General features: G+C 51.0%; 23 protein-coding genes and 2 pseudogenes. 24 read left to right on the top strand and 1 reads right to left on the bottom strand.

Annotated features, from left to right (window positions below):
• Positions 1-169: 169 nt before the first annotated feature.
• The 7 genes and pseudogenes from AWJ19_RS33730 to AWJ19_RS33705 all read left to right on the top strand — a co-directional run bounded on the left by AWJ19_RS33730 (position 170) and on the right by AWJ19_RS33705 (position 7,519).
• Positions 170-1,180 (top strand): ABC transporter permease, encoded by a 1,011-nt coding sequence (locus tag AWJ19_RS33730; protein WP_198536692.1) that lies wholly within the window; start codon positions 170-172, stop codon positions 1,178-1,180.
• Positions 1,181-1,315: 135 nt separating this feature from the next.
• Positions 1,316-2,137 (top strand): ABC transporter permease, encoded by an 822-nt coding sequence (locus tag AWJ19_RS33725; protein ID WP_241781982.1) that lies wholly within the window; start codon positions 1,316-1,318, stop codon positions 2,135-2,137.
• 165 nt (positions 2,138-2,302) lie between these two features.
• Positions 2,303-3,904, top strand: a complete 1,602-nt coding sequence (locus AWJ19_RS33720; protein WP_198536691.1) for an ABC transporter substrate-binding protein — start codon at positions 2,303-2,305, stop codon at positions 3,902-3,904.
• A gap of 132 nt (positions 3,905-4,036) precedes the next feature.
• Positions 4,037-5,317 (top strand): ArgE/DapE family deacylase, encoded by a 1,281-nt coding sequence (locus AWJ19_RS33715; protein WP_068730128.1) that lies wholly within the window; start codon positions 4,037-4,039, stop codon positions 5,315-5,317.
• Between the two features lie 58 nt (positions 5,318-5,375).
• Complete coding sequence (locus AWJ19_RS36090; protein WP_198536690.1) at positions 5,376-5,513, top strand: hypothetical protein; 138 nt, start codon at positions 5,376-5,378, stop codon at positions 5,511-5,513.
• A gap of 67 nt (positions 5,514-5,580) precedes the next feature.
• Positions 5,581-6,558 carry an ABC transporter ATP-binding protein gene (locus tag AWJ19_RS33710; protein WP_068730126.1) on the top strand — a complete coding sequence of 326 codons (978 nt, stop codon included), beginning with the start codon at positions 5,581-5,583 and terminating at the stop codon, positions 6,556-6,558.
• A pseudogene (locus tag AWJ19_RS33705) lies at positions 6,555-7,519 on the top strand (dipeptide ABC transporter ATP-binding protein). The gene AWJ19_RS33710 and the pseudogene AWJ19_RS33705 overlap by 4 nt, the downstream one beginning before the upstream one ends.
• Positions 7,520-7,613: 94 nt before the next feature.
• Here the strand turns inward: AWJ19_RS33705 and AWJ19_RS33700 are convergent.
• Entirely contained in the window at positions 7,614-8,426 is an 813-nt protein-coding gene (locus tag AWJ19_RS33700) for an AraC family transcriptional regulator (RefSeq protein ID WP_068730124.1), read from the bottom strand.
• A 150-nt stretch (positions 8,427-8,576) separates the two neighbouring features.
• On the opposite strand from AWJ19_RS33700, the gene AWJ19_RS33695 reads away from it, so the two are divergent.
• The 17 genes and pseudogenes from AWJ19_RS33695 to AWJ19_RS33615 all read left to right on the top strand — a co-directional run bounded on the left by AWJ19_RS33695 (position 8,577) and on the right by AWJ19_RS33615 (position 22,587).
• Complete coding sequence (locus tag AWJ19_RS33695) at positions 8,577-12,227, top strand: glycosyl hydrolase 115 family protein (protein ID WP_068730122.1); 3,651 nt, start codon at positions 8,577-8,579, stop codon at positions 12,225-12,227.
• Between the two features lie 321 nt (positions 12,228-12,548).
• Positions 12,549-13,559, top strand: a complete 1,011-nt coding sequence (locus AWJ19_RS33690; protein WP_068730120.1) for an acyltransferase family protein — start codon at positions 12,549-12,551, stop codon at positions 13,557-13,559.
• Positions 13,560-13,659: 100 nt separating this feature from the next.
• Positions 13,660-14,085, top strand: coding sequence for a hypothetical protein (locus AWJ19_RS33685; protein WP_068730118.1), 426 nt, complete (start codon positions 13,660-13,662; stop codon positions 14,083-14,085).
• A 208-nt stretch (positions 14,086-14,293) separates the two neighbouring features.
• The gene (locus tag AWJ19_RS33680) at positions 14,294-15,451 is read left to right on the top strand and encodes a D-alanyl-D-alanine carboxypeptidase family protein (protein ID WP_068730161.1); all 1,158 of its coding nucleotides are present in this window, start codon (positions 14,294-14,296) and stop codon (positions 15,449-15,451) included.
• 171 nt (positions 15,452-15,622) lie between these two features.
• Positions 15,623-15,976, top strand: a complete 354-nt coding sequence (spoIIAA, locus tag AWJ19_RS33675; protein WP_039875119.1) for an anti-sigma F factor antagonist — start codon at positions 15,623-15,625, stop codon at positions 15,974-15,976.
• Complete coding sequence (gene spoIIAB / locus AWJ19_RS33670) at positions 15,973-16,428, top strand: anti-sigma F factor (protein WP_068730116.1); 456 nt, start codon at positions 15,973-15,975, stop codon at positions 16,426-16,428. The genes spoIIAA and spoIIAB overlap by 4 nt, the downstream gene beginning before the upstream one ends.
• Positions 16,429-16,439: 11 nt before the next feature.
• A pseudogene (gene sigF / locus AWJ19_RS33665) lies at positions 16,440-17,194 on the top strand (RNA polymerase sporulation sigma factor SigF).
• Positions 17,195-17,886: 692 nt separating this feature from the next.
• Positions 17,887-18,255 (top strand): resolvase, encoded by a 369-nt coding sequence (locus AWJ19_RS33660; protein WP_068730114.1) that lies wholly within the window; start codon positions 17,887-17,889, stop codon positions 18,253-18,255.
• 206 nt (positions 18,256-18,461) lie between these two features.
• Positions 18,462-18,755: a hypothetical protein gene (locus AWJ19_RS33655; protein WP_068730113.1), complete on the top strand. Its 294-nt coding sequence runs from the start codon at positions 18,462-18,464 to the stop codon at positions 18,753-18,755.
• 219 nt (positions 18,756-18,974) lie between these two features.
• The gene (locus tag AWJ19_RS33650; RefSeq protein ID WP_082708253.1) at positions 18,975-19,289 is read left to right on the top strand and encodes a hypothetical protein; all 315 of its coding nucleotides are present in this window, start codon (positions 18,975-18,977) and stop codon (positions 19,287-19,289) included.
• A gap of 26 nt (positions 19,290-19,315) precedes the next feature.
• On the top strand, positions 19,316-19,699 hold the full coding sequence (locus AWJ19_RS33645) for a 1,4-dihydroxy-6-naphthoate synthase (protein ID WP_068730111.1): 384 nt from the start codon (positions 19,316-19,318) through the stop codon (positions 19,697-19,699).
• A 31-nt stretch (positions 19,700-19,730) separates the two neighbouring features.
• Entirely contained in the window at positions 19,731-20,288 is a 558-nt protein-coding gene (locus tag AWJ19_RS33640; RefSeq protein ID WP_068730109.1) for a hypothetical protein, read from the top strand.
• Between the two features lie 56 nt (positions 20,289-20,344).
• Positions 20,345-20,794, top strand: coding sequence for a pentapeptide repeat-containing protein (locus AWJ19_RS33635; RefSeq protein WP_068730107.1), 450 nt, complete (start codon positions 20,345-20,347; stop codon positions 20,792-20,794).
• Between the two features lie 273 nt (positions 20,795-21,067).
• Positions 21,068-21,472, top strand: a complete 405-nt coding sequence (locus AWJ19_RS33630) for an Imm10 family immunity protein (protein WP_068730105.1) — start codon at positions 21,068-21,070, stop codon at positions 21,470-21,472.
• Positions 21,469-21,708 (top strand): hypothetical protein, encoded by a 240-nt coding sequence (locus tag AWJ19_RS33625; RefSeq protein ID WP_068730103.1) that lies wholly within the window; start codon positions 21,469-21,471, stop codon positions 21,706-21,708. The genes AWJ19_RS33630 and AWJ19_RS33625 overlap by 4 nt, the downstream gene beginning before the upstream one ends.
• Entirely contained in the window at positions 21,705-22,109 is a 405-nt protein-coding gene (locus tag AWJ19_RS33620) for a hypothetical protein (RefSeq protein ID WP_068730101.1), read from the top strand. Before AWJ19_RS33625 ends, AWJ19_RS33620 begins: the two co-directional genes overlap by 4 nt.
• Positions 22,110-22,131: 22 nt before the next feature.
• Positions 22,132-22,587: a hypothetical protein gene (locus AWJ19_RS33615; RefSeq protein ID WP_068730099.1), complete on the top strand. Its 456-nt coding sequence runs from the start codon at positions 22,132-22,134 to the stop codon at positions 22,585-22,587.
• Positions 22,588-22,917: the final 330 nt, after the last annotated feature.

Here is a 22,917-nt window from a genome sequence, read left to right as displayed (position 1 = left end):
TAAACGGGACGTAGAGCAGGCGTTGAAATCTATGTAGAATTAGCACAACCACTAAAGAACAGCAGGAAACAGCACAGTACCTGACATGGGGCCGCAGGTTCTGCTGTAAAGAGAAGGCTCCGTACAAGACTGGAAGGATAGTTACAGAAGCCGTAAGGGGGTTGATTCATTGTTTGCTTACACATTAAAAAGACTGGTGCAGATGATTCCGGCGCTGCTCGGCATTATCGTCATCACCTTCATTCTCTCAAGAGTGCTGCCGGGGGATCCCGCAATTATGCTGGCCGGGGAACAGGCGCCAGAGGAGACGGTGAACAAAATCCGCCAGGATATGGGGCTGGACAAGCCGCTGTACATCCAGTTCTTTTCCTACATCGGGCAGCTGTTCAAGGGAGATATCGGTTATGCGTATCATACCGGACATTCGGTAGCCAGCGATCTGGCTTCACGCTTCCCGGCTACGGTTGAACTGACACTGGCCAGCATTCTGATTGCGATTCTGGTGGCGATTCCTGTGGGCATCGTTGCCGCTACCAAGAAAGAATCAATTCTGGATCACATCTCCCGGGTATTCTCACTGATCGGGGCCTGTGTACCGATCTTCTGGCTGGGCCTCATGTTCATTTATATCTTTTATTCCATCCTCGGGTGGGCTCCGGCGCCGATGGGCCGCATCAGCGGTGATCTTAACCCGCCTGTGCATCTGACCGGATTGTACGTGCTGGACAGCATCCTGTCCGGAGACATCATTGCTCTTAAAAGCAGTCTGGCCCACCTGCTGCTCCCGGCGATCTGCCTGAGCACAGGTACCATGGCCATCGTGGCCCGCATGACCCGCTCCAGTATGCTGGAGGTGGTCGATCAGGATTTTGTCCGCACGGCACGGGCCAAAGGCCTGCGGGAATCAGCCGTCGTGTACAAGCATGCACTGGTTAATGCACTGATTCCTACATTAACTGTACTTGGACTGCAATTCGGCTTTCTGATGGGCGGAGCGGTTATTACAGAGACGATCTTCTCATGGCCGGGAATCGGCGGTTACGTCACGGATTCCATTCTGGCTGCGGATTATGCTCCGATCCAGGCGTTCACCCTGGTCAGTGCCATACTCTATTGCGGAATTAACCTGGCTGTCGATCTGATCTACGGCTTCATTGATCCGCGGATCCGCTATGAATAGAACCGCTTCTGAGAAAGGAGGAGACTTACGTTGAGCACTGCAGCACATTCAGCGCATTCATCACAGCCAGCACATCCTGCACAGGGCAAACCGGTCAGGCCGGAGGCTGCCGCCAAGCCCAAAACCTTATGGTCCCTGCTGCTGCGTAACCGGCTTGCTGCCCTCGGGCTGACCTTTATTCTAATCTGGACGGTCATTGCCATTATTGCCCCATGGATTGCCCCGCATGATCCTTATGCGACCAATATGGCGAACAAGCTTCAGGCTCCTTCGGCCAGCCACTGGTTCGGAACCGACAATTTCGGCCGTGATATTCTCAGCCGGGTGCTCTACGGGGCAAGAATCAGTATCTGGACCGGTCTGATTGCGGTCGGCATCTCCTTCGTGATCGGCGTGCCGCTCGGCGGAATTGCCGCTTACTATGGCGGCCGTACCGGAACGATTATCATGCGTCTGATGGACATTCTGCTGTCCTTCCCGTCGCTGGTCCTGTCCATGGCGATCGCCGCTTCGATCGGAGCTGGCCTGACCTCTGCGATGATCGCCGTCGGGATCGTCGGTATCCCGGAATTCGCCCGCCTGATGTTCGGGCAGACCGTCTCGCTCCGCGAGAAGGAATATATTGAAGCAAGCCGGGCAATCGGCGTGAAAAATACAGTCATCCTGTACCGTCATATTCTGCCCAATGCCCTTGCACCGCTAATGGTGCAGGCGACCCTGGGGATGGGCTTTGCCATCCTGACAGCCTCCAGTCTCAGCTTTCTCGGGCTTGGCGTTAAACCGCCAATTGCCGAATGGGGTGCGATGATCTCCGAAGGCCGGGAATACATTATTTCCGGGCAATGGTGGCTGGTGACTTTTCCGGGACTGTCCATTGCCACTTCAATCTTAGGCTTTAACCTGCTCGGTGACGGATTCCGAGATGTGCTTGACCCGCGGTTGCGTACGGGCAAATAAAGCAGAGCTGGAGAGAACGGTTCTCCCGGCTCCGCAGAATCCCGGTAAATATAGATCAGGGAAGCCCACGGCACGGTGCAGTATCCGTCCGCCCGGCGGCAAATGATCAACAAGCAGCACCAGTGTTATTTTGCAGGCAGGATATAGAAAAGGGAGGAACTACTGATGAAAAGATTCAAACTGATGTCAACGCTCGTCGCATTTTCCATCATGCTAGCCGGCTGCGCAAGCAGCGCCAATCCGACAAACCCCGCTTCAACAGCGGCTACAGGGAATACAGGAACGGCAGCTGCTGCAGTCAAAAACAATCTGACGGTTGCCTATTCCGAGGGCGGCACCACGCTTGACCCGGCGGAAGCCAATGACCTTACCTCCGATACACTTGTACTTGCCGCATATGATCAGCTGGTTACCTACGGAATCAAAACCGAAGATGGCGCCAACATCGCCAACACTGAAGATATTCAGCCGATGCTGGCTGAGAGCTGGGAAGTATCGGATGACAATACCGTGTACACGTTCAAGCTGAAGCAAGGTGTGACCTTCCAGAGCGGTAATCCGGTGAACGCCGAGGCGGTTGCTTACTCTTTTGAACGTGTGGCGAATTCAAGCTCCGGCAGCTTCCTCTATGGAATGGCCGCGATCAAATCCGTCAAAGTAGTGGATGACTCCACAGTTGAAATTACACTGACTAATGCCAATCATAATTTCCTGCAGATTATCGCCATGTATACCTTCTCCATCGTGGATCAGAAGACGGTAGAAGCACAAGGAGCCGACTACCTCAAGACCAATGCAGCAGGCTCCGGCCCGTTCACGCTTGAGAAATGGGACCCGGCTACAGAAGCGGTCTTTACCGCCAATGAGTCATACTGGCAGGGTGCGCCAAGCCTCAGCAAGGTTACTATGAAGTTCACCAAAGAAGCCTCCAACCGTGTGCTGCTGCTCGATAAGGGCGACGTGGACATGGCGATTGAGATTCCTCCCAAGGATGTAGCCTCCCTGGAGAGCAATACGGATCTGACCGTTGCTTCCAATGCGAGTAACCGGATTCTGTTCTTCGCTATGAACAACAACGTTAAGCCGTTTGACAATGTAAAAGTCCGCCAGGCGATCAACTATGCGATCCCATACGATGAGCTGCTTAGCGGCGTTATGTATGGACAGGCCAAGCAGATGAAGAGCTCTGTAGCGAGCAACACGCCGGGCTTCACCGATGCAGGCTTCGTCTACGAGCATAACCTTGATAAAGCAAAAGAGCTGCTGGCTGAAGCCGGCTATGCAGACGGATTCACCTTTGACTTCACGCTGGGCTCCGGTTTTGACGACTGGGAAGATGATGCGGTACTGATTCAGGCGGAGCTGGCCAAAATCGGTGTAACGATGAACATCAACAAGCTGGCCCGTGCCCAGTTCCTGGAGCAGCAGAAAACGAACAACCTGACCTCCTACATCTCGAAATGGACCTCTTTTGTCAATGACCCTGGCTACCACCTCGGGTTCCTGCTCTACGGAAAAGGTTCCTCCAACTACATCAACTACAGCAATGCTGAGGTAGACAAGCTGTGGGAAGAAGCGAACGTAGAGACGGATGCGGCCAAACGGACTGCGCTCTACGAGCAGGCACAGGAGATCATTACTACCGAAGCGCCTTGGGCGTACCTGTACGAATATAACCGCATTGTCGGCATGAGCAATAAGATCAGCGGCTATGCGTTCTATCCGGATGAGGTTATCCGCTTCTACCCGCTGTCGTTTGAACAATAAGAAGGCAGGCTGAAACGGTACCGTCCTATAAAGGACGGTACAGCCGTTTCTGCTTGCTCTATTTTTACAAATTAGAGGAAGCCTCCCTGGCCGGGTGTGCCAGCACGAGGACACAAAGGAGCGCAACAGGCAATGACAGACTGGAAAAGCAAGATACTGCAGGCGATTGACGATGAGCAGGACCAGCTCCTGGAGCTGTGCTCACAGCTGATCCGTTTCCCATCGGAGAATCCGCCGGGCGATTCGCGCGACATCAGCGCTTTTATTATCAACTATTTAAAGGAAGCCGGCATCGATACAACGATCCATCCGGCGACCGATACGATGCTGAACCTTGTGTCTACTTTGAGTTCTGGAGCAGCGGAGCCGTCCGGTAAGAATCTGATTTTCTGCGGACATACCGACGTTGTTCCTGCCGGTGACCTCTCGCGCTGGGACTTTGATCCGTTCTGCGGCGATATTGTCGACGGTTACCTGCTCGGCAGAGGTGCCTCCGATATGAAAGCAGGGCTGGCCGGACTTATTTATGCTACAACGCTGCTGGCCAAGCTGGGTGTTCCGCTAAAAGGTGACTTGTCGCTGCTGATCGTGCCGGACGAGGAAACTGGCGGCCATCTGGGTGTACCTTGGGTACTGGAGCGCGGGCTGATCTCTGGAACGGCGGCAGTTATCGCCGAGCCTTCCGGTCCGCTCAATCCGACCATCGGGCAGAAGGGCAGCTGCTGGTTCGAATTCACCGTAGAGGGCACGCCGGGCCACGGCAGCCTGTCGCCGGTCGTCGGGGACAGCGCGATCGTCAAGGCAGCCAAAGGAATCGAGGCGCTGCAGCGCCTGTGGGACATCAAGCCGGATATTCCTGAAGAGGTCAAAGAAATCATCCGCATCTCGCAGGACTATGTGAAGCAGCGCGAAGAATACGGTGAAGTTGCTTATCAGGTATTCGATCACGTAACGGTGAACATCGGAACGATTCAGGGCGGAACCAAGGTGAACGTTGTAGCTGACCGCTGTACGATCCAGGTTGATTCCCGCGTGCCGTTTGGTGTGGATTACCGTGATGTGCTAGACCGTGCCCGGTCCCTGCTGCTTGAAGCAGGCATTGAATCCGAGGTAAAAGGCTTCGGCTTCCAGGGTAACGCGAATTGGACGGCTCCGGAAGAGCCGGTTGTCAGCGACCTGGTGGAGAGCATCTGCGAAGTCAGCGGCGAGGAAGCCTACGGTGTACTGCAATGGGCATCGAGCGATGCGCGCCATTTCCGGACCCATAACATTCCGGTGCTGCAGTACGGCCCGGCTGAGCTGTCGACCATTCACAATTTCAATGAAAAAGCGCCGGTCTGGCAGATCATCCAGTGCGCCAAAGTCTATGCGCTCACTGCGCTCAAATATTTGGGTGTAGAAGAAAGTAAATAATAAGCGTATAGATTGAACTTGAATATTTAAATTAAGGGAAAAGTGGCGGAGGGGAATTTTGGAACTGGAGGAGCGTGAGCGACCGCCTTTGTCTGCGGATTTCAACCGCGAAGAGCGGATTAAATCAGGAAATCTGCAGACAACAGCGGCCGGAAGTCCAAACATTCTCTGGAGTCACGGCAATCCCAAAGCATAAAAAACATCAGTTTAATCTATACGGAATTTTAATATAAGCGAGATACAGAAATAAAGGAGGGGCAATCATGGCAGAACTGCTGGAAGTATCGGGGTTATGCACCGAGTTCAAAACAGCTGCGGGTACAATCCGTGCGGTGGACGGCATCAGTCTGTCAGTGCGCAAGGGGGAGACGCTGGGCATTGTCGGTGAATCCGGCTGCGGCAAAAGCATCACCTCCCTGTCGATCATGCAGCTCCTGCCCAGGCGGATCAGCCGGATCGCCTCCGGCCAGATTCGTTTTGAGGGCAAGGATATGCTGGAGATGCCGGATAAAGAGGTCCGGAATATCCGCGGCAACCGGATTGCGATGATTTTTCAGGAGCCGATGACCTCGCTCAATCCGGTGTTCAAGATCGGGCGGCAGATTTCCGAGTCGGCCCGTTACCATCTGAAGCTGGGGAAGAAGGAAGCGAACGAGCGGGCAATTGAAATGCTGCGCAAGGTCGGGATTCCCCGTCCGGAAAAGATTGCCGAGCAGTATGCCCACCAGCTCTCAGGCGGGATGCGCCAGCGGGTGATGATCGCGATGGCGATGGTCTGTAACCCCCAGCTGCTGATTGCCGATGAGCCGACAACGGCACTCGACGTAACGATCCAGGCGCAGATTCTCGATCTGATGCGCGAGCTGCAGGAGAAGGAAGGCATGTCCATCCTGATGATCACCCATGACCTCGGCGTTGTTGCCGAGATGTGTGACCGGGTCGTCATTATGTATGCCGGCCAGATTGTCGAGGAGACGGATGTCGCTACCCTTTACAGCAATCCGCTGCATCCGTATACCCGGGGACTGCTGGCTTCGCTGCCCCAGCTTGCCGGAGACAGCGACCGCCTGAACTCGATTCCCGGCCAGGTGCCGAATCCGGCCAACCTGCCGGCCGGCTGCCGTTTTGCTCCGCGCTGTCCGGTGGCGGTTGACCGTTGCCGGGTAGAACGTCCTGAGCTGGTAGAAATCCAGCCGGGTCATACTTGCCGGTGTCTTTTGCAGGAGGAGGGTGTCCTATGAGCACATTACTTGAGGTCCGCAATCTGAAAAAGCATTACCCGATCCGCAAAGGATTCTTCTCCAAGCAGGTAGGTTCCGTCAAGGCGGTGGACGGAATTACATTGTCCGTCGAGCAGGGTGAAACGCTGGCTGTCGTCGGCGAGTCCGGCTGCGGCAAGTCCACGACCGGCCGGGCGATCCTGCGGCTGATTGAGCCGACAGACGGCGAGATTATGTTTAATGGCACGGATGTGCGCAGCCTGAACACAGAGCAGCTGCGCCGCTTCCGGACCGATATGCAAATGGTATTCCAGGACCCTTATGCTTCGCTTGACCCGCGCTGGACTGTCCAGCGTATCCTGGAGGAGCCGCTGCGGACCCATGGTTCCGCGTCCTCCTCCGGCGAGCTGAAAAGCCGGGTGGAGCAGCTGATGGAGGTTGTGGGCCTGTCCCCCTATCAGGCCCACCGCTTTCCCCATGAATTCTCCGGCGGCCAGCGGCAGCGGATCGGGATTGCCCGGGCGCTTGCGCTGAATCCGAAATTCATTGTCTGCGACGAGCCGGTATCTGCACTGGATGTATCCATCCAGGCCCAGGTGCTGAATCTGATGCAGGATCTGCAGGAGCAATACGGCCTTACTTATATGTTCATTTCCCATGACCTGTCGGTCGTGAAATTTATCAGCGACCGCGTGGCTGTGATGTACCTTGTCGGGTTGTCGAGCTGGCCCCGACCAAGGAGCTGTTCGCGAAGCCGCTGCATCCGTACACGCAGGCGCTGATGTCCGCTGTCCCGGTGCCGAATCCGGGCCAGAAAAAGCAGCGGATCGTCCTGACCGGCGACGTGCCGAACCCGGAGACGCCGCCAAGCGGCTGTGCCTTTCACCCGCGCTGCCCTTATGCCATGGACAGATGCAAGTCGGAGGCGCCGGTACTGCGCACGCTGGATACCGGCCATCAGGTGTCCTGCCACTTATACTAATCCCGCTGTGCCATATAGCAGGCGGGTCACAATAAAGAGGGCAGCCTTTCTTCCCGTCGGGGGAGGGGGGCTGCTCTTTTTTACATACAAGCAGTTACAACGCCTTCCTGCGGAATTCACTCGGCGTTACGTTCAGCGCCTGCTTGAAGGTTTTGCAGAAATACATGGATGAATTAAAGCCGCAGGCCAGTCCGATTTCCAGAATAGAACGGTCAGTATTTACAAGCATATTGCAGGCGTGCTGGATTCTAATGTTATTAATATAGTGAACGAGGGTCAGCCCGGTCGCTTCCTTGAAGATGTGGCACAGATAGTATTTGGAGATGTAGAACTGCCCGGCAATCTCTTCGATTTTGCGGATGGCAGCATAATTCTGGTTGATGTAGGATAGGATCAGGTCGATCTGATCGGGGGAGGCTGTGGTCTGTGCGGTTCTTGGCACACTTTTGCTCTGGTTCAGAATATCCAGAATCTCGGCCAGGTAGATGAAGATACGGTTGCCTCCATCGGCAACATCCTCTTTCTCGAGCAGCAGCAGCAGCTTTTTAACCCGGGGAAACAGCTCCCTGTCGATCGAAATAACACCTCTGTCGAAGCAGCCCAGTAGAGAGCTGATGGCCTTCTCCGTAAAATACATCCGTAAAAACCGGTCCGTAAAGTAAATACAGGTTCTGGCGCAGCCGTTATTCCGGTAGCTCTGATGGAACAGATTGGGCTTGAACAGCGCCGTATCGTGCACCGCCAGCGTCAGCATGGAATCATTGATCAGCATGTTGTGGTGGCCTTCCTCCAGAATGTACAGCTCATAGCAGTTATGGTAGTGAACATTAGGCATCCGGTGGCCGGCGTCATGCTTCATATATTCAATGTAGAATAAAGGATGCGGAACAAACAGATCTGCGCCCATGGATTTAACCTCCGTCTTTTATAGCAATATAGTACAACAAAAGGCGATAAAAGCAACATAATAAAAGATTGTTGTTCTATCTTGAGGTATAGTTAACCCACAGAAAGCAGGCAGCCATCGTGCCGCCAGCAATTAGGAGGCTAATCTACCTTGAATACAATCCATACAGCAGACCAACGTCTGGAGCTGTTCACCAGCAGCAAGCCGGTACATATCTATGTGTCTGATCAGGAAAACAGTGCCGTACAGATCGCCGCAGCCAATCTGATTACGGACATCGGGCGGGTCTTCGGCTGTCAGGCGGTTCTTTCGGCCGAGATTCATGAATGCGCCATCATTATCGCCACGGTGGAGCAGGACGGACAGCTTCCTGCAATTCTGCAGAACAAAGAGCTGTCTCTGGAGCAGTTAAAAGATGAATCAGGAGTCTGGCGCTGGGAAGCTTTTCTGCAGCAGGCTGTGGATAGCGTCTTCTACATTGCCGGGACGGACCGCCGGGGCACGATCTTCGGCATCTATGACCTGTGTGAGGCGATAGGCGTATCTCCTTGGCATTACTGGGGGGATGTCCCGGTTAAGACCAAAGATTCGTATAGTGTATCGGCAAATTTCAGCAAGGCCGACTGGCCGTCTGTGCAGTACCGGGGCATTTTCCTGAACGATGAAGAGGAGCTGGAAGACTGGGCTAAGCTGCATACACCGGACGGCACGATCGGGCCGGTGGCCTACAGCCATATCTTCGAATTGCTGCTCCGCCTGAAGGCGAACTATATCTGGCCGGCGATGCATGTCAATTATTTCAACGGCAATCCGGAGAACGGTGCGCTGGCTGAGCGGATGGGTATTGTTGTCGGCACCTCGCACTGTGATATGCTGCTGCGCAGTAACCAGAATGAGTGGACGCCTTGGCTTGAAAGTAAAGGCTACACAGATGCCGAATATGATTATTCCATTGAAGGGTGTAACAGGGAAATACTGCTGGAATACTGGCGGGAGAGCATCGAGCAGAACCGGAATTATGAGGTCTGCTTCACGATGGGGATGCGGGGCATTCATGATTCGGGGTTCCATACCCGGGCTATTGATGAGGACGATTCCCTGACCCCGGAGCAGAAGAAGGAGGCCAAGGTCAGGCTGCTCGGACAGGTGGTCCGTGATCAGCGGCAGCTGCTTATAGAGGTGCTGGGTGAGGAAAAAGGGCTGGCAGCGCTGCAGACCTTCGTCCCTTATAAAGAGGTATTATCGCTATATGACCAGGGGCTGGAGCTGCCGGAGGATCTGACCCTGATCTGGGCGAACGATAATTTCGGCCATATGCGCCGTTATCCTTCGGCAGCTGAACGCAGCCGCAGCGGGGGGAACGGGCTGTATTTCCACGGCTCCTACTGGGCCGCTCCGGGTACAGGGATGAGCTACCTGTTCATCAATTCAATCCCGCTAGCGCAGACAGGAAATGAACTGAAAAAATCCTGGGAGTCGGGCATCCGCAAAGTGTGGGTGCTGAATGTCGGCGGATTGAAGCCGGTGGAGCAGGATCTGGAGTATTTTGTGCGGTATGGCTGGGAAGCCGGTAAAGCGGAAGGTATTACGAAGGACCCGCAGGTGTTCACAGAGCAATGGATCAACTCCAATTTCTCCGGCGGACATGGAGCAGTGGCTGCAGAGCTGTATACAGCCTTTGCCCAGGCGACTAATGTGCGAAAGATTGAGCATATGAAGCCGGGCGTGTTCTCGCAAACTGCACACGGGGATGAAGCCGGCCGCAGGCTGATGCTCCTGGAGGATCTGTACAGACGCGGCAATGCCATTCTGTATAGTCTGCCTGAGGAGGAGCGTGCCGCCTTCTTCCAGCTGTTCCTGATGAAGATTCACGCCTCATACTATACCAACCATGAGTTTTATTACGCCGACCGCAGCGTGCTGTCCTATGAGCGCGGCAACATGCAGGCAGCTGACCGGTATACAGAGCTCTCGGCCGAGATGCTGGACAACAAGCGGCGGATGCTGCATTTCTACGACCGGAAGCTGAGCGGCGGCAAATGGGAGGGCATGCTGACTCCGGAGAGCTTCCCGCCTCCGCCGACTGCGCTGTATCCGGTGCGGAAGCCGGCGCTGCAGATTAGCGGTAGCGGCTTGCGTGCCGACCTCTGGAACGGGGAGGAAACGCTGCGCTTCTCCGTCTATGGGCGGAGGGAGAAGTGGATTGAGCTGGGCAACCAGGGGGCGGGCAGCATTCCGTACACCCTTGAGATTCAAGAGGGGGAAGAGTGGATCACCCTGTCTGAGACGGAAGGAACGCTGCAAACCGAGAAGCGGATTCTCGTAACGGTAAAAGAAGCTGCAGCGCATGCCGGGAAACGTGGACTCATCGTCATCCGAGATCACAGAAACGGAACTGTCATCTCTGTTAGGGTGGAGGCTTTAGCCGCTCCGGCTGTTCCGGACAGCTTCACCGGTTATATTGAAGCAGACGGCTATGTGTCTATCCCGGCTGAAGGCTACCATTACAGCCTGAATGTAACGAACAATGCCGGGGATGTTCAGTCTGCCTGGTTACCGGTGCCGGGCATGGCCCGGTACGAGGGAGCTGCGCTGATGGCCTGGCATCCTGCAGGACAGCCGCCGGAAGGGCCGCTTCAGGACAATGCATCCGTCGGGTATGACATTTACGTGGAGCAGGGCGGAGAATACGTTCTGGAAGTCCACCGCTTCCTGACGCTGAATTCTACAGGCCGCATCCGTTTCGGTGTAGGCATTGATGACGGGGAGCCGGTGCTGGCCGAGTCGGAGACGAATGACGAGTGGAAGGGCAGCTGGCAGCAGAGCATTATGGATAACGGGGAAAAGCTGCTGGTGAAGCTCCCGCATATGGAGGCTGGCACGCATACGCTCAAGCTGTACATGGCCGATAATTATGTAACGTTCTCCAAATTTGTGCTGTATACCAGTGAGAGAGTTGAATCTAATCTGGGCCCGGCCTTCAGTGCACCAGGTCATAAGCCGGCCGCCGGCTACGGCGCGGAAAGCCCGCAGGTGGACTGGCAGAAAGTAGAGGCACTGTGCAGCGGATTCTACAGTACGCAAAAGGAGGAGGTCACGCTGCCGACGGTCCTGTATGCGGACAGAGCCTTTTTTGAGGAGCGGTTTGATCTGATCTTCGAGAAGTGCCAGCCTAAACCTCAGACGGAACTGGGAAGTGCACGTTATGACAGCCTGTGGAAGCGTACGGATGAGAAGAATGTCATCGAAGCCTTCGGTTCAGGCAGCTTTACCGAGCAGAAAGGCGTTATTGCCATCGAGGCTGAATATGCCTTGGAGAATTCTGCTAATGCCTACCTGACGCCGGCAGCAGATGATAAGAACCTGACCTGGAGCCACCTCCAGGCAGAAACGAACGGCAGAACAGGCTTCGCAATGCATGTTGCCAAGGCCGGTATGAAGTGGGAGGAGCCTGCTGCCGCACCGGGCATGCATTACCGGATCAACGTCCATACCCCGGGCGTCTACCACGCATGGCTGCTGGTCAGACATCATAACTTCCAGTCTGATTCCTGTTACCTGGCGCTTGACGGTGCAGTACAGCCGTTGACGGAGCAGTTCGGCGGGGGAGTGCTGCATACTTACAATACCGCTCAAGTGTACTACTGGTGCCATATCTCTGACCTGGAGATCAGCTCAGGCGAACATGTATTGTCCATACTGGCCTGCGAGTCCCAGCTCCGGGTAGACCGGATCTATTTGACCGCAGGAGATGAGCTTCCGCCGGCAGATGCACAGTGGCCAGATTCAATTAGACAATAAGTAAGCATATTTACAAAGCCCTTTCGCTTCCGTTTAGGAAGAAGGAAGGGCTTTTAATTGTTCTGGACATGATGAGGGAATGGACCTAGACAACGGGAGAAGTCCCTTCGTTAGGCCTGAAAGCAGGCCTGGACGCGAAAACAACGGTGAAAGTCCCGGTTCTAGGCTCAATGACTTATTTTTGCATGTAAGAATCGTTGTTAGCAGAAGTTAACTTTCTGAAACATGATGAAAATATTCATTAAAATTTGATCAAATAATTCAATCATTCTATAATTATATTAAAAATAAAACTGGATTGGGAGGAGTTGGAAGAAAAAAGTGGATAAACGCCGTGAGTTATGGATTGATGCCGCCAAGGGCTTCAGTATTATTTTTGTAGTGATGGGACATTCCGGCGATGCCGCCGCCAATCATTATCTTTCCTGGTTCCGGATGCCGCTGTTCTTTCTGCTTAGCGGTCTGGTGTTTAAGCCGGCCCCGCCGCAGCGGTATGCCAGCTGGGCAGTGAAGCGGACGAAGGGGCTGCTGACGCCTTATTTTGCCTACGGGTTATTGATTGCGGCAGGGATGCTGCTGTACTCCCTCAATTTTACCGGATTCCTCGGGAATATCGCCAGGCTGCTCTACGGCGGGCTCACCTTGACCGGACCTTACGGGGTATTCTGGTTTATCACCTGTCTCCTGTTCACGCAGCTGCTCTTTGGATACATTGTCAGGTACAGCCGCAGCACCCAACTCCTCCTGATCGCCTCCGCCTATTTACTGTCGCACATCATCGCTTTGACGCCGCTTAAGAACTTTAACCTTCCATGGAACATTGACGTTGCTCTGCTTGCTGTTACCTACTATGCAATCGGATATTATGGTAAAAAGGCCATTCCTGCGCTGATCAGCCGCTTTTACGTGCTGCTTCTGCTGCTGCCGTTATGCGGATTTGTGCTGTGGCTGGAACGCCGCGGAGTCATCAGCTACAGCCTTGATATGAAGTATAAGGTGTATGATGCGCTGGTACTTGACCTGGCGTTACCGCTGCTGATTTCGCTCACCATTTGCGCTGCTGTATTCCAGCTGTCCAAACGGCTGCCGCTTGGCTTCATGGGCAGGCTTGGCCGCAACACGATTGCGATTATGTATCTGCATCTGCCGCTAAACTACAGTCTGAAATTTCTGCTTGGAGCAGACTACGGGCTGATCCCGTTTACCCTGATAGGTGTAGTATTGCCGCTGCTGGCGGCTAAATGGGCAGGGCGTTCACCCCAGCTGTCAAGGCTGTATCTGGGACGGGGCGGCAGCCGGACGGCCGTACAATACGGGGCTGCACGCAGATAATTCTATTATATAATTAGGCAATTCTAGCACTCAAAGTGCACAAGCTCTTTTTCATAGCCTTCATATACTGAAGCATAACTATGAAAAGGAGTGATAGATTGTGGTAAAAACCCTCTTGGATTACAATGCTCATGTCGTTACGCCCATTACCAACGGAGTTTCCATCCCTGTTCCGATTTCCCCAGCTGGTGTACAGATCGCTGCAGTAGGAGTGTATATTGACCCTGCGGTACCGGCACATTTCCCGAACAAGGTTGAGCTCAAGGCAACGATTGGTGTGGATATTCCGCTCGATTTCCCTAACATTCTGGTTCGCATCTGGCGTGCTGGCACCGAAATCTTTTATGCGCGGGCAGAATTTGCCGAGGATATTGTCGATGATGGCATTATCTCCCTGCATATGGTAGATGTTAACGTGCCGGCCGGTGTGCAAAACTATCAGCTGATTGTTGAAAACCAGGATGCCGATTCTACCGCAGTTGTTGTCGGACCGGTTATCTTCAGCGCAATGGCAATCGGAGGCTAACGCTCTCCCGTCTTGAATGGATTGAACAGCAAAGGGCTTTCTCTGCAGAATCCGCGAGGATGCAGGGAAGGCCCTTTTTTTGTGCGGATAAATGGAATAATTTCCTGCCTTTCTGACCAGACTGGAATACAGTACCTGTGAGTTGAAGGTAATGTTCAGGAGGGGAACTATTTTGAGAAAAATACGTGTATTGACGCTTGTGCTGTGTATGGCTGTTTCTGTACTGGGAGCGGCTGCGGGAGCATCGGCAGAGGAAAAAGCAAAAAGTACCGGCAATACCGCTGCTGCTGATCTCGCCCCGAATGCGCGTTCTGCCATCCTGATGGATGCGGGCACCGGCACAATTATTTATGAAAAGAACAGTCACGACAAGCTGCCGCCGGCCAGTATCACCAAAATCATGACAATGCTCCTGACGGTGGAGGCGCTGGATGAAGGAAGGCTGCAATTGACCGACATGGTGCGGACCAGTGAATATGCCGCATCGATGGGCGGTTCGCAGATCTTTCTGGAGCCAGGCGAAGAAATGAGCGTTGACGAGATGCTTAAGGGCATCGCGATGGCTTCCGGCAATGATGCCTCCGTGGCGATGGCAGAGAAGATTGCCGGCTCGGAGAGCGCTTTTGTCGACATGATGAACAGCAAGGCAGAGGAGCTCGGCCTGAAGGACACCCATTTTGCCAACTGTAACGGCCTGCCTGCGGAGAACCACTATTCTTCCGCCCATGACATTGCCGTCATCAGCCGCGAGCTGCTGAAGCATGAACGAATTATCAAATATACCGGCTCCTACCAGGACTATCTGCGCAAGGATACCGAGAAGCCGTTCTGGCTGGTCAACACGAACAAGCTGGTGCGCTTCTATACCGGCGCTGACGGCCTCAAGACCGGATATACGTCTGAAGCCAAGTTCTGCCTCTCGGCCACTGCGTCCAGAGACGGGCTGCGCGCCGTTGCCGTGGTACTGGGTGAACCGAACACCAAGACCCGCAACAGCGAGGTGTCGGGCATGTTCGACTACCTCTTTTCCCAATACAAGGTGCACACGATCTATAAACCCGGAGATGCCATCGGCACCCTGAAGATTGAAAAAGGTGTGAAAAAAGAGCTGCCGATTACCGCCAAGGAAACCTATAGCGTACTGCTCAAAAAAGGCGTGACCCAGGAAGGCATCCGCAACGAAGTGGTGCTGCAGAAAGACATCAAGGCGCCGGTCGCCGCAGATCAGACCATCGGCAAGCTGGTGGTTTACCAGGGTACGAGTGTTATTAAGGAGTATGAGCTGAAGGCAGGCGAGGAAGTGGCTAAGGCCGGCTTCTGGAAGCTGTTCAAGCGCACGGCGGGCTCGCTGTTTACGATTGATTAATAGCTTGGATTTTGTAGATTCCCCCTGTGACTTCTGTAGATTCATGGGGGTTTTCTTCTAGTTTTGTCGTGAGGCAGGAATCACTCTTTGCCGTGTAGAAAACCTTGTCCTTGTAGGGGAAAGAAGTCGTTACAGGGTGGTTTGAAAGCAACGAAGAGGAGAGTGGCAAGTATGAATTCCCATGTGGAGATGGAGCATCACCGGGGCGTGCTGGTTGTCCGTTTGTATGGAGAGCTGGATCATCATGCAGCCGATTATGTTCGGATGGAAATGGATGAAGCCATTATGCGGGGCCAGGTCGAGCATCTGATTCTCAGCCTGAAGGAGCTGCAGTTCATGGACAGCTCAGGTCTCGGTGTTATTCTTGGAAGGTACAAGCTAATCCGCAGCAAGGGCGGCAAAATGGCAGTCTGCGATGCCACCGCTCCTGTGAAGCGGCTGCTGGAAATGTCGGGCCTGTTCAAAATCATGTCCCTATATGACGACGAGAGTGCTGCACTCTCGGATTTGGAGGTTGCGTTATGACAAAGAATGAAGCTGCTAACTTCATGAGTGTCCAGTTTGCCGCCCTCTCGGAGAACGAATCGTTCGCGCGTGTGGTGGTAGCGGCCTTCGTATCGCGGCTTGATCCGACCATGGATGAACTGAATGACCTGAAGACGGTCGTATCGGAAGCGGTCACCAACTGCATCATCCACGGCTATGACAGCAACCCGGAAGGGATTGTCAGCATCTCGGCGAGAATCGAGCATGAAACCGTTCATCTGACTATTGAGGACAATGGTAACGGGATTGAGGATCTGGAGCTGGCACAGCAGCCGCTGTATACATCCAAGCCGGAGCTGGAGCGGTCGGGAATGGGCTTTACGATTATGGAGAACTTCATGGATGCCTTCGAAGTGACCAGCGAGCCGGGCCGGGGCACCTCCATTTCCATGAAGAAAACAATCGTCTCCAAAAAAGCTTTATACAATTAGGGGTTGGAGCCATGGAAGCAGAATCAAAAAAAGCTCCGCCGACCTATTTGGACGATGCGGAGGTCAAACGTCTTATCGCGCTCAGTCAGGCCGGGGATAATCTGGCCCGCGACACGCTCGTAAGCTGCAACATCCGGCTCGTCTGGTCGGTGGTGCAGCGATTTATGAACCGCGGATACGAGCCGGATGATTTGTTCCAGATCGGTTGTATCGGACTGCTCAAGTCCGTCGACAAATTCGACCTCAGCTATGAGGTCAAGTTCTCCACCTATGCCGTGCCGATGATCATCGGCGAGATCCAGCGATTCCTGCGCGACGACGGGACCCTGAAGGTCAGCCGCTCCCTCAAGGAGATGGCCAACAAGGTGCGCAAGATGAAGGACGAGATGTCCAAAACGCTGGACCGCCTGCCGACCATCGGCGAGGTAGCCGAGGCGCTTGGTGTAACACCGGAAGAAATCGTGTTTGCGCAGGAGGCGAACAAGCCGCCGACCTCGATCCACGAGACCGTCTTCGAGAACGACGCGACCCGATCACCCTGATTGACCAGATCGCCGACGAGACGCAGGAGCGCTGGTTCGACAAGCTCGCGCTGAGCGAAGCCATCGGCGCGCTCACCGAGCGCGAGCGCCTGATCGTCTACCTGCGCTACTACCGCGACCAGACCCAGTCCGAAGTCGCCAGCCGCCTCGGCATTTCGCAGGTGCAGGTGTCGAGGCTGGAGAAGAAGATCCTCGCGAACATCCGGGAGCAGATTGCCCAGTAGGCGTGGCGTGGAGCGTGGCGGGTTGGGAGCCGACAGGAAAAATGTAAAAGTGAATGCAGGGTTGGGGCAGTGCGTACAGGTGAGTTGAGAGCGTGTAACAACGATAATACGAGCTGAAACGACAGGGATTGTGGTATCCAGATTTGGTAAGGCGTGAGCTACCAGCAGGTAAATAGACTGAGGCTCTTTAGTGGAGCAACATGTAAGCTTTAAGCCCAAATGCAAACTGTAAGCTGATTGAAGCAAGGTTTGGAAATTTCTGTGACGGGTGCAGTATACGGTATGGTTTAAGCCGCCTCGGGAGGGGCGGTTTTTTTTGCTTTTGGAATGTAGAGTGTGGAGTTAGCGCAACCGGTTTACGCACCTGGTATCTGATTCCACGCTGCATCGCACAGATTTCGCTCCTTCAGTAGCTGAAGAAGGTGCCGTAGGCTGCTAACGGACCATACAGCCCTTATTTTTACTCTGGACCACTATTCAGATTTCTAACGGACCCCAGCGCCGTTATTTCCGTTCAATCAGACGTTATTGGCGTAAATCACCGCAGATAAGAGCATTTGAGTCCGTTAGAATCCCCAAAGGGGGTTTTTAGCAAAAATAAGGTCATCTGGGTCCGTTTAGAGCTATATTATTTGCGGATACGGTATTATGATTCAAGTAGGAGCGCTCAATTAACTGAGGAGTCGGTGCTAATGAATAAAAAGACAGAAGTATTTTTGAGAAAAATGTTAGAGCTCTTACCGTCAACTGAGGCTGCGTATAGAGAATCAATTACGTTACACGATGAGGTACTAGAAACTGTCATAATCGAGGACATCTTCATGCCTGAAATAATAAAATTGTTAAAAGAGGAAAGGAACATCAATCTGTTAGAAATCATTTTTGAATATTTTGAAGGAATATCCAATGATGAAGATGCTCACTTAATAAACGTTTTTTCAGTTACCGTGTTAGAGATACTCGGAAATGACAAGTCGATTTTAGAAGCTGTGCGGAAATACATGGGGACTAAGACGTTTCAGCTTCAAATAGAAGCAGATAGAGCATTAGGCAGAATCTAGTCAGTATAGACCTCGTATTAGATGATTAGCTTTTTTAGAGTGTGATACATGTGGCCGGTTTTAAAAATTGTTGGATTGGAATGGTCAGATGGAGCGCCGGGATTAGTGGTGTCATTGTGGCTATACGTAATTTGCACTGAGCTTTAGGGGGAATTCTTCTAATGTTCTATGGTTATTAAGATTGGGTATAGGAGGTATGGCCACAGATGGGGGATAATGATGAGTATCTTGAATATGTAATGGAGAAAGCACGCGAAATTGGAAAAGAGTTCGTTATTGATACTGGAGAAGGAAATGAGTATCTTGACAACAAACGCGGATGGAATATTGAAAATCTAAGCGGTTGGCTAGTAGAGAATCACGAAGTATCTTTCGTTAAAGCCGCAAGATCAGAACGGGATACTGACAAGTTTTTTGCTTCCTATGTGTTCGCTTACTGGGAATTTGATTTAAATGAAAAATTACATATTAGATTTGAATATGTACGAAATTATGAGTAATAAAGGCTACAACAAAATTAATCTCTCGACAAAAATCTGGCAGTTACAAGAGATAAACCGGCTGCATTTCTCAGTGGAAGAACAAAAGAAATTGAACCGGGATTTTGCAGATACAGTTGGGTTGCTTATAAAAAAAGATTGAACAGAACAATTCGGATGCATCGGTGTTAGACGAGGGGAAGATAAGTGAAGCGAAAGAAGTTGCTCTAGGGGTGAATTATGATAAATATAATTAACATGCGGATTTGGAATAAACAGAGGCGCATAAGGAAGGAAACGGAAACTAAAATAATCTCACTGCTTAAAGAACTGAACTACAAAGAAGTATTAATCAATAATACCGTCGTTTATACATCTAAAAGAAAGTATTTAAAGTTAACCTTTATTAGGGGGTTAAAATCATACGTTTTTGAATACGCAGACAGTTATGACGAAGCTGAGAAGAATCTTTTTGGAGATGGTGATTTGTTTCCGTTAACAATGAATGAAGCTGAGATGCTATTTAAGATGCGTGATGAAATTATTAACTTGTAATCGGACGGTGATCATGAGGTGAAAAGATGCCACATAACAACTTAAATCTATTTTGCAAAATTTATTTAGACACTGACCTTGATAGAGCTATCGTATTGTCTGATATTAGCGGAGCTATTGGTGCCCAACCGGGGCCGTATTCGAGTTTAGTCCATGGTATTTGTGATCTCGATGTTATTAGAAATGATGATTTTAACGAACAGAAAAGGAAAGTACTCCCTGACGGATTTTTGTTCTCGAAATATTTAATTGAAATTGAACCGTGTAGAGGTATTCACACAGAAACATATATTACTACAATATCACGCCTGCTCGAAGGATTATGGGAAAGAGGTTATAAAGCAGTGGCCTCGTGTGATTTTGAAGAGTTGTTGCTGAATAAAGGCGGATACAACCAAGTACAAGAATGAATGCATTCAACAACATCCCGGAGGAACCAATATGCTGATGAACTTCAAAGACCTTGGCAGTTATCGACGTGCCCGAGTTTGGCTGAATGAACCTCCGTTTGAGGCCTACCCAGCGAGGGAGAGAGTCGAGCGTGCCTTTCCTTTGATAAACTGTGCATGTAAAAAGCAATGCAATCTCACAGTAGAGCTTGTACTGGCTGCCCGGATGGTTAGCAATTACGCCTGTATCGGGATTACATATTTTCCGTCAGATTCTGGCGAACTGGTGGTTCAAGCCGGGATCGGCAGCAACGATGATGAGATCATTGAACATGTAATTGCTTTACAGCCAGAGGTCGTCAGATGCGGGATTCCGAAAGAATATATTGTTGCAATGCTTGATGAAATCCATACGTTATCTAAAGATCCTGCTTTCCTGCTGCCATCAGGAACAATTGTGATTCATACGGGCGCCCACGGTGAAGTCGGCTTAAGTCCGATTAGCTTCCGGCAGACAATGAGTGTGCTTTTGCGGCTTATAACACTGGAAAATAAAACTCCTGAGTCAGTGCGAGAGACTATTGTAGATGAGCTCGGCAGAATGAGTTAAAGGAGGAGGCAGATATAGTAAAGATACATACATTAGCAGACGAAAATCCAATTATCGTGAATGCAGATTCACTTGTTGAAGCAAATTTAGATGGCTATGATTTACACAGGGCAATTTTGAACAATTGCGATTTGATGAGAGCGAGTTTCCGTAAAGCTATTTTAAGAAATGCTGATCTAGGCGGCGCCAATCTTTCACAAGCGGATCTTACCGGGGCCTCACTGATTATGTGTGAAATGAGCAATACGGTTTTGGATGGTGCCAACTTAATAAATGCAACATGCCTCTACGCTGTCTTTAAGAATGCATCTTTGATAAAAGCAGATTTAACTGGCGCAAATGTCAGAGATGCTGATTTTCAGGGAGCGGTGCTGTTTGGCGCTGTACTCAGATGTGGCGGGTTAGATCGTGCGAAACTGCTAGAGGCTTTTTTCGATGAATCGACTATTTGGCCTGAGGGATTTAACCCGTTGCAGCAAGGTGCTATTTATAAAAAGAACCTCTAATGCGCCAGAGCATCTGCACGAGCTGGTAAGAATGTGCTGACTTTATCAGAGAGAGGCTGGAAGCAGAGCGAAGGAATTAATTAAATATTGTTACAACAGAGCAGTGTTTTCCTTAATTGGAGGAACGCTGCTCTTTTTTCGTCTACTTCTACGTTGATTCACCATATTCTGACTACAAATCCGTACAAGAGAAGGGTTACCCTGTATGGATGTTGAAATTATTTACAATGAATCTTTTATTTGAATAAATTAGGAACCACGGAGGCGGAGAGGATGAGCACATTTACTGCAAGTTTTATATATGCACAGGCTGATGATGAGAATGATGTTCTAATGATAGGCTTCGCTGACGACCAATATGAGCCGCAAGAGTATATTCTCCTCCAAAAAACATTGCATCCCGATGAACAGGACCTGGCGCTGGGCTTTGATAAAATCCATATTACTTACAACGATGAATCCCAGTCGCAATACGGCGGAATCGAAAAGGTGCTGCTAAAACCTGACTCAATCGAAATTTCTCTGGACGAAGAAGCTGTTGAAGCTTTGGACTGTGAAGAAGCGGTGGTGCGGGTCAACTTTGATCCAGGGGCACTTAAATTAGAAGAGCGTAGAGAACTTTTTGAGCAGATGTTTGGAGAGTTACTTGAAATAGACGTTGAGGCGGGGCTGGCATGATCTACTTGCTGCTGTATTCAGACGGGCAAAAATGGTATTTCGAAGCAGATGACGAAGGCGTGGTCTATAGGCAAATGCTTTTGGAAGAGGGCAAGGCGAGCAGGATTTCTAATGTGAAAAAATATGATTTTTTCCTGACAGATCATGAATTGCATTTAGATGATCCCGAATTACAGCCTATTTCAACTTGTGACATTCCAATTTATACGATGAAAATGCTGGAGGCAATGCAATGACTTTATTCGAAGAGCTTATAGAGGTATTGGCTGGAAACGTTGTTATTGAAACGGATAGTCAGACAGAGTCATTACTTCAGCGCTTGGTGGGGGTGTACCCAGTTACACAGTGGGGGAGAATTGACCGGAAACTTGTTAATGAACATTATCCTGTAGACTCCATTAAAGAAGCTATACAAATACTAAGCTCAAAGATAGAGAGTGCTCATGAATTGAAAGTAAATGTACTTTGGAACTATACAGAATCTCCGAGTATTCAAGTAAATCTTAGACAAGTAGAAAAGTATTTGGATGATATCCTGGCAGTCGGAAGCGATACATGGGTCATCTGCCCTGACTTTTCATTTGTTATTGAATTTTTCCATGACGGGGAAATTGTATTGGGCTTCAAGGCAAGCTAAGCAATAAAAGGAGGCAGAGAAAGTGAATATAAAAGTTCACACGATGCAAAAGCTGCTCTCATTAAGTGTCATACTGGTTCTGCTTATCGGTATTTCACTGTACTCCGGGTATTCCTCAGGTCAAGCCGAGATTAGCTATCGGACCGATATTAAACCGATCAGCGATCGTTTCCCCAATCTGACAGGCATTGAAAAAGTCTATTGGAGCGGTAGCACCATCGGCGGTGATTTTGGGCCGACTAATTATGTGTTGCGGGGCTATGTGTTTTTGAGCCAAGCTGCCGCTGCAGCGCTTAAACAGGACTATGCCTGGGAGAACGAGCTGATCATTCCTGAACTTCAATATGATTTTAAAGGCAGGCTTCAGCATTGGAGCAGCAGCGATGATTTTGATGCCTATATTAAGAGTTCCAGCTACACGGGCCATTTTTATTTTGACCAGAAGCAGAATGTTCTTTATTTCGATGTGGAGCGGTAATATCATGAGGTACAGTTTACACATAGTTAAGAATGTCGGAGGTGGAGGGAATTAAGGAGAGACTTAAATATTACGTTCCGGTGTATTTATGCGGATTTTGCATATCTATATGGGTCACAGGCGTTCCTCAATGGTATTACCTGCTTCCGGTTAAACTGATCCCGTTATGCTTTATGATGATTGCAGGAAACAGCTTATATAATATCTCTGTTAAAAAAATGCCTCTATATGCTGTTAAGCTCCTTATCTTAAAATACATATTTATCTCAATGCTGCTTTTGTTCATTTTTGCTTTGTTTTATCAGCTTCTGCTGACCTATTCAATTGATA

Source organism: Paenibacillus sp. DMB5 (genome assembly GCF_001517085.1).
Taxonomy (GTDB): domain Bacteria; phylum Bacillota; class Bacilli; order Paenibacillales; family Paenibacillaceae; genus Paenibacillus_AQ.
The sequence above is the reverse complement of the archived record's forward strand: the minus strand, read 5'-3'. Positions and strand labels throughout refer to the sequence as shown.

Coding starts and splice junctions, on each gene's coding strand:
- AWJ19_RS33720 (WP_198536691.1), top strand. CDS start 2,303: ATGAAAAGATTCAAACTGATGTCAACGCTCGTCGCATTTTCCATCATG.
- AWJ19_RS33715 (WP_068730128.1), top strand. CDS start 4,037: ATGACAGACTGGAAAAGCAAGATACTGCAGGCGATTGACGATGAGCAG.
- AWJ19_RS33710 (WP_068730126.1), top strand. CDS start 5,581: ATGGCAGAACTGCTGGAAGTATCGGGGTTATGCACCGAGTTCAAAACA.
- AWJ19_RS33700 (WP_068730124.1), bottom strand. CDS start 8,426: ATGGGCGCAGATCTGTTTGTTCCGCATCCTTTATTCTACATTGAATAT.
- AWJ19_RS33680 (WP_068730161.1), top strand. CDS start 14,294: ATGGCTGTTTCTGTACTGGGAGCGGCTGCGGGAGCATCGGCAGAGGAA.
- spoIIAA (WP_039875119.1), top strand. CDS start 15,623: ATGAATTCCCATGTGGAGATGGAGCATCACCGGGGCGTGCTGGTTGTC.
- spoIIAB (WP_068730116.1), top strand. CDS start 15,973: ATGACAAAGAATGAAGCTGCTAACTTCATGAGTGTCCAGTTTGCCGCC.
- AWJ19_RS33660 (WP_068730114.1), top strand. CDS start 17,887: ATGAATAAAAAGACAGAAGTATTTTTGAGAAAAATGTTAGAGCTCTTA.
- AWJ19_RS33655 (WP_068730113.1), top strand. CDS start 18,462: ATGGGGGATAATGATGAGTATCTTGAATATGTAATGGAGAAAGCACGC.
- AWJ19_RS33650 (WP_082708253.1), top strand. CDS start 18,975: ATGATAAATATAATTAACATGCGGATTTGGAATAAACAGAGGCGCATA.
- AWJ19_RS33645 (WP_068730111.1), top strand. CDS start 19,316: ATGCCACATAACAACTTAAATCTATTTTGCAAAATTTATTTAGACACT.
- AWJ19_RS33640 (WP_068730109.1), top strand. CDS start 19,731: ATGCTGATGAACTTCAAAGACCTTGGCAGTTATCGACGTGCCCGAGTT.
- AWJ19_RS33630 (WP_068730105.1), top strand. CDS start 21,068: ATGAGCACATTTACTGCAAGTTTTATATATGCACAGGCTGATGATGAG.
- AWJ19_RS33625 (WP_068730103.1), top strand. CDS start 21,469: ATGATCTACTTGCTGCTGTATTCAGACGGGCAAAAATGGTATTTCGAA.
- AWJ19_RS33620 (WP_068730101.1), top strand. CDS start 21,705: ATGACTTTATTCGAAGAGCTTATAGAGGTATTGGCTGGAAACGTTGTT.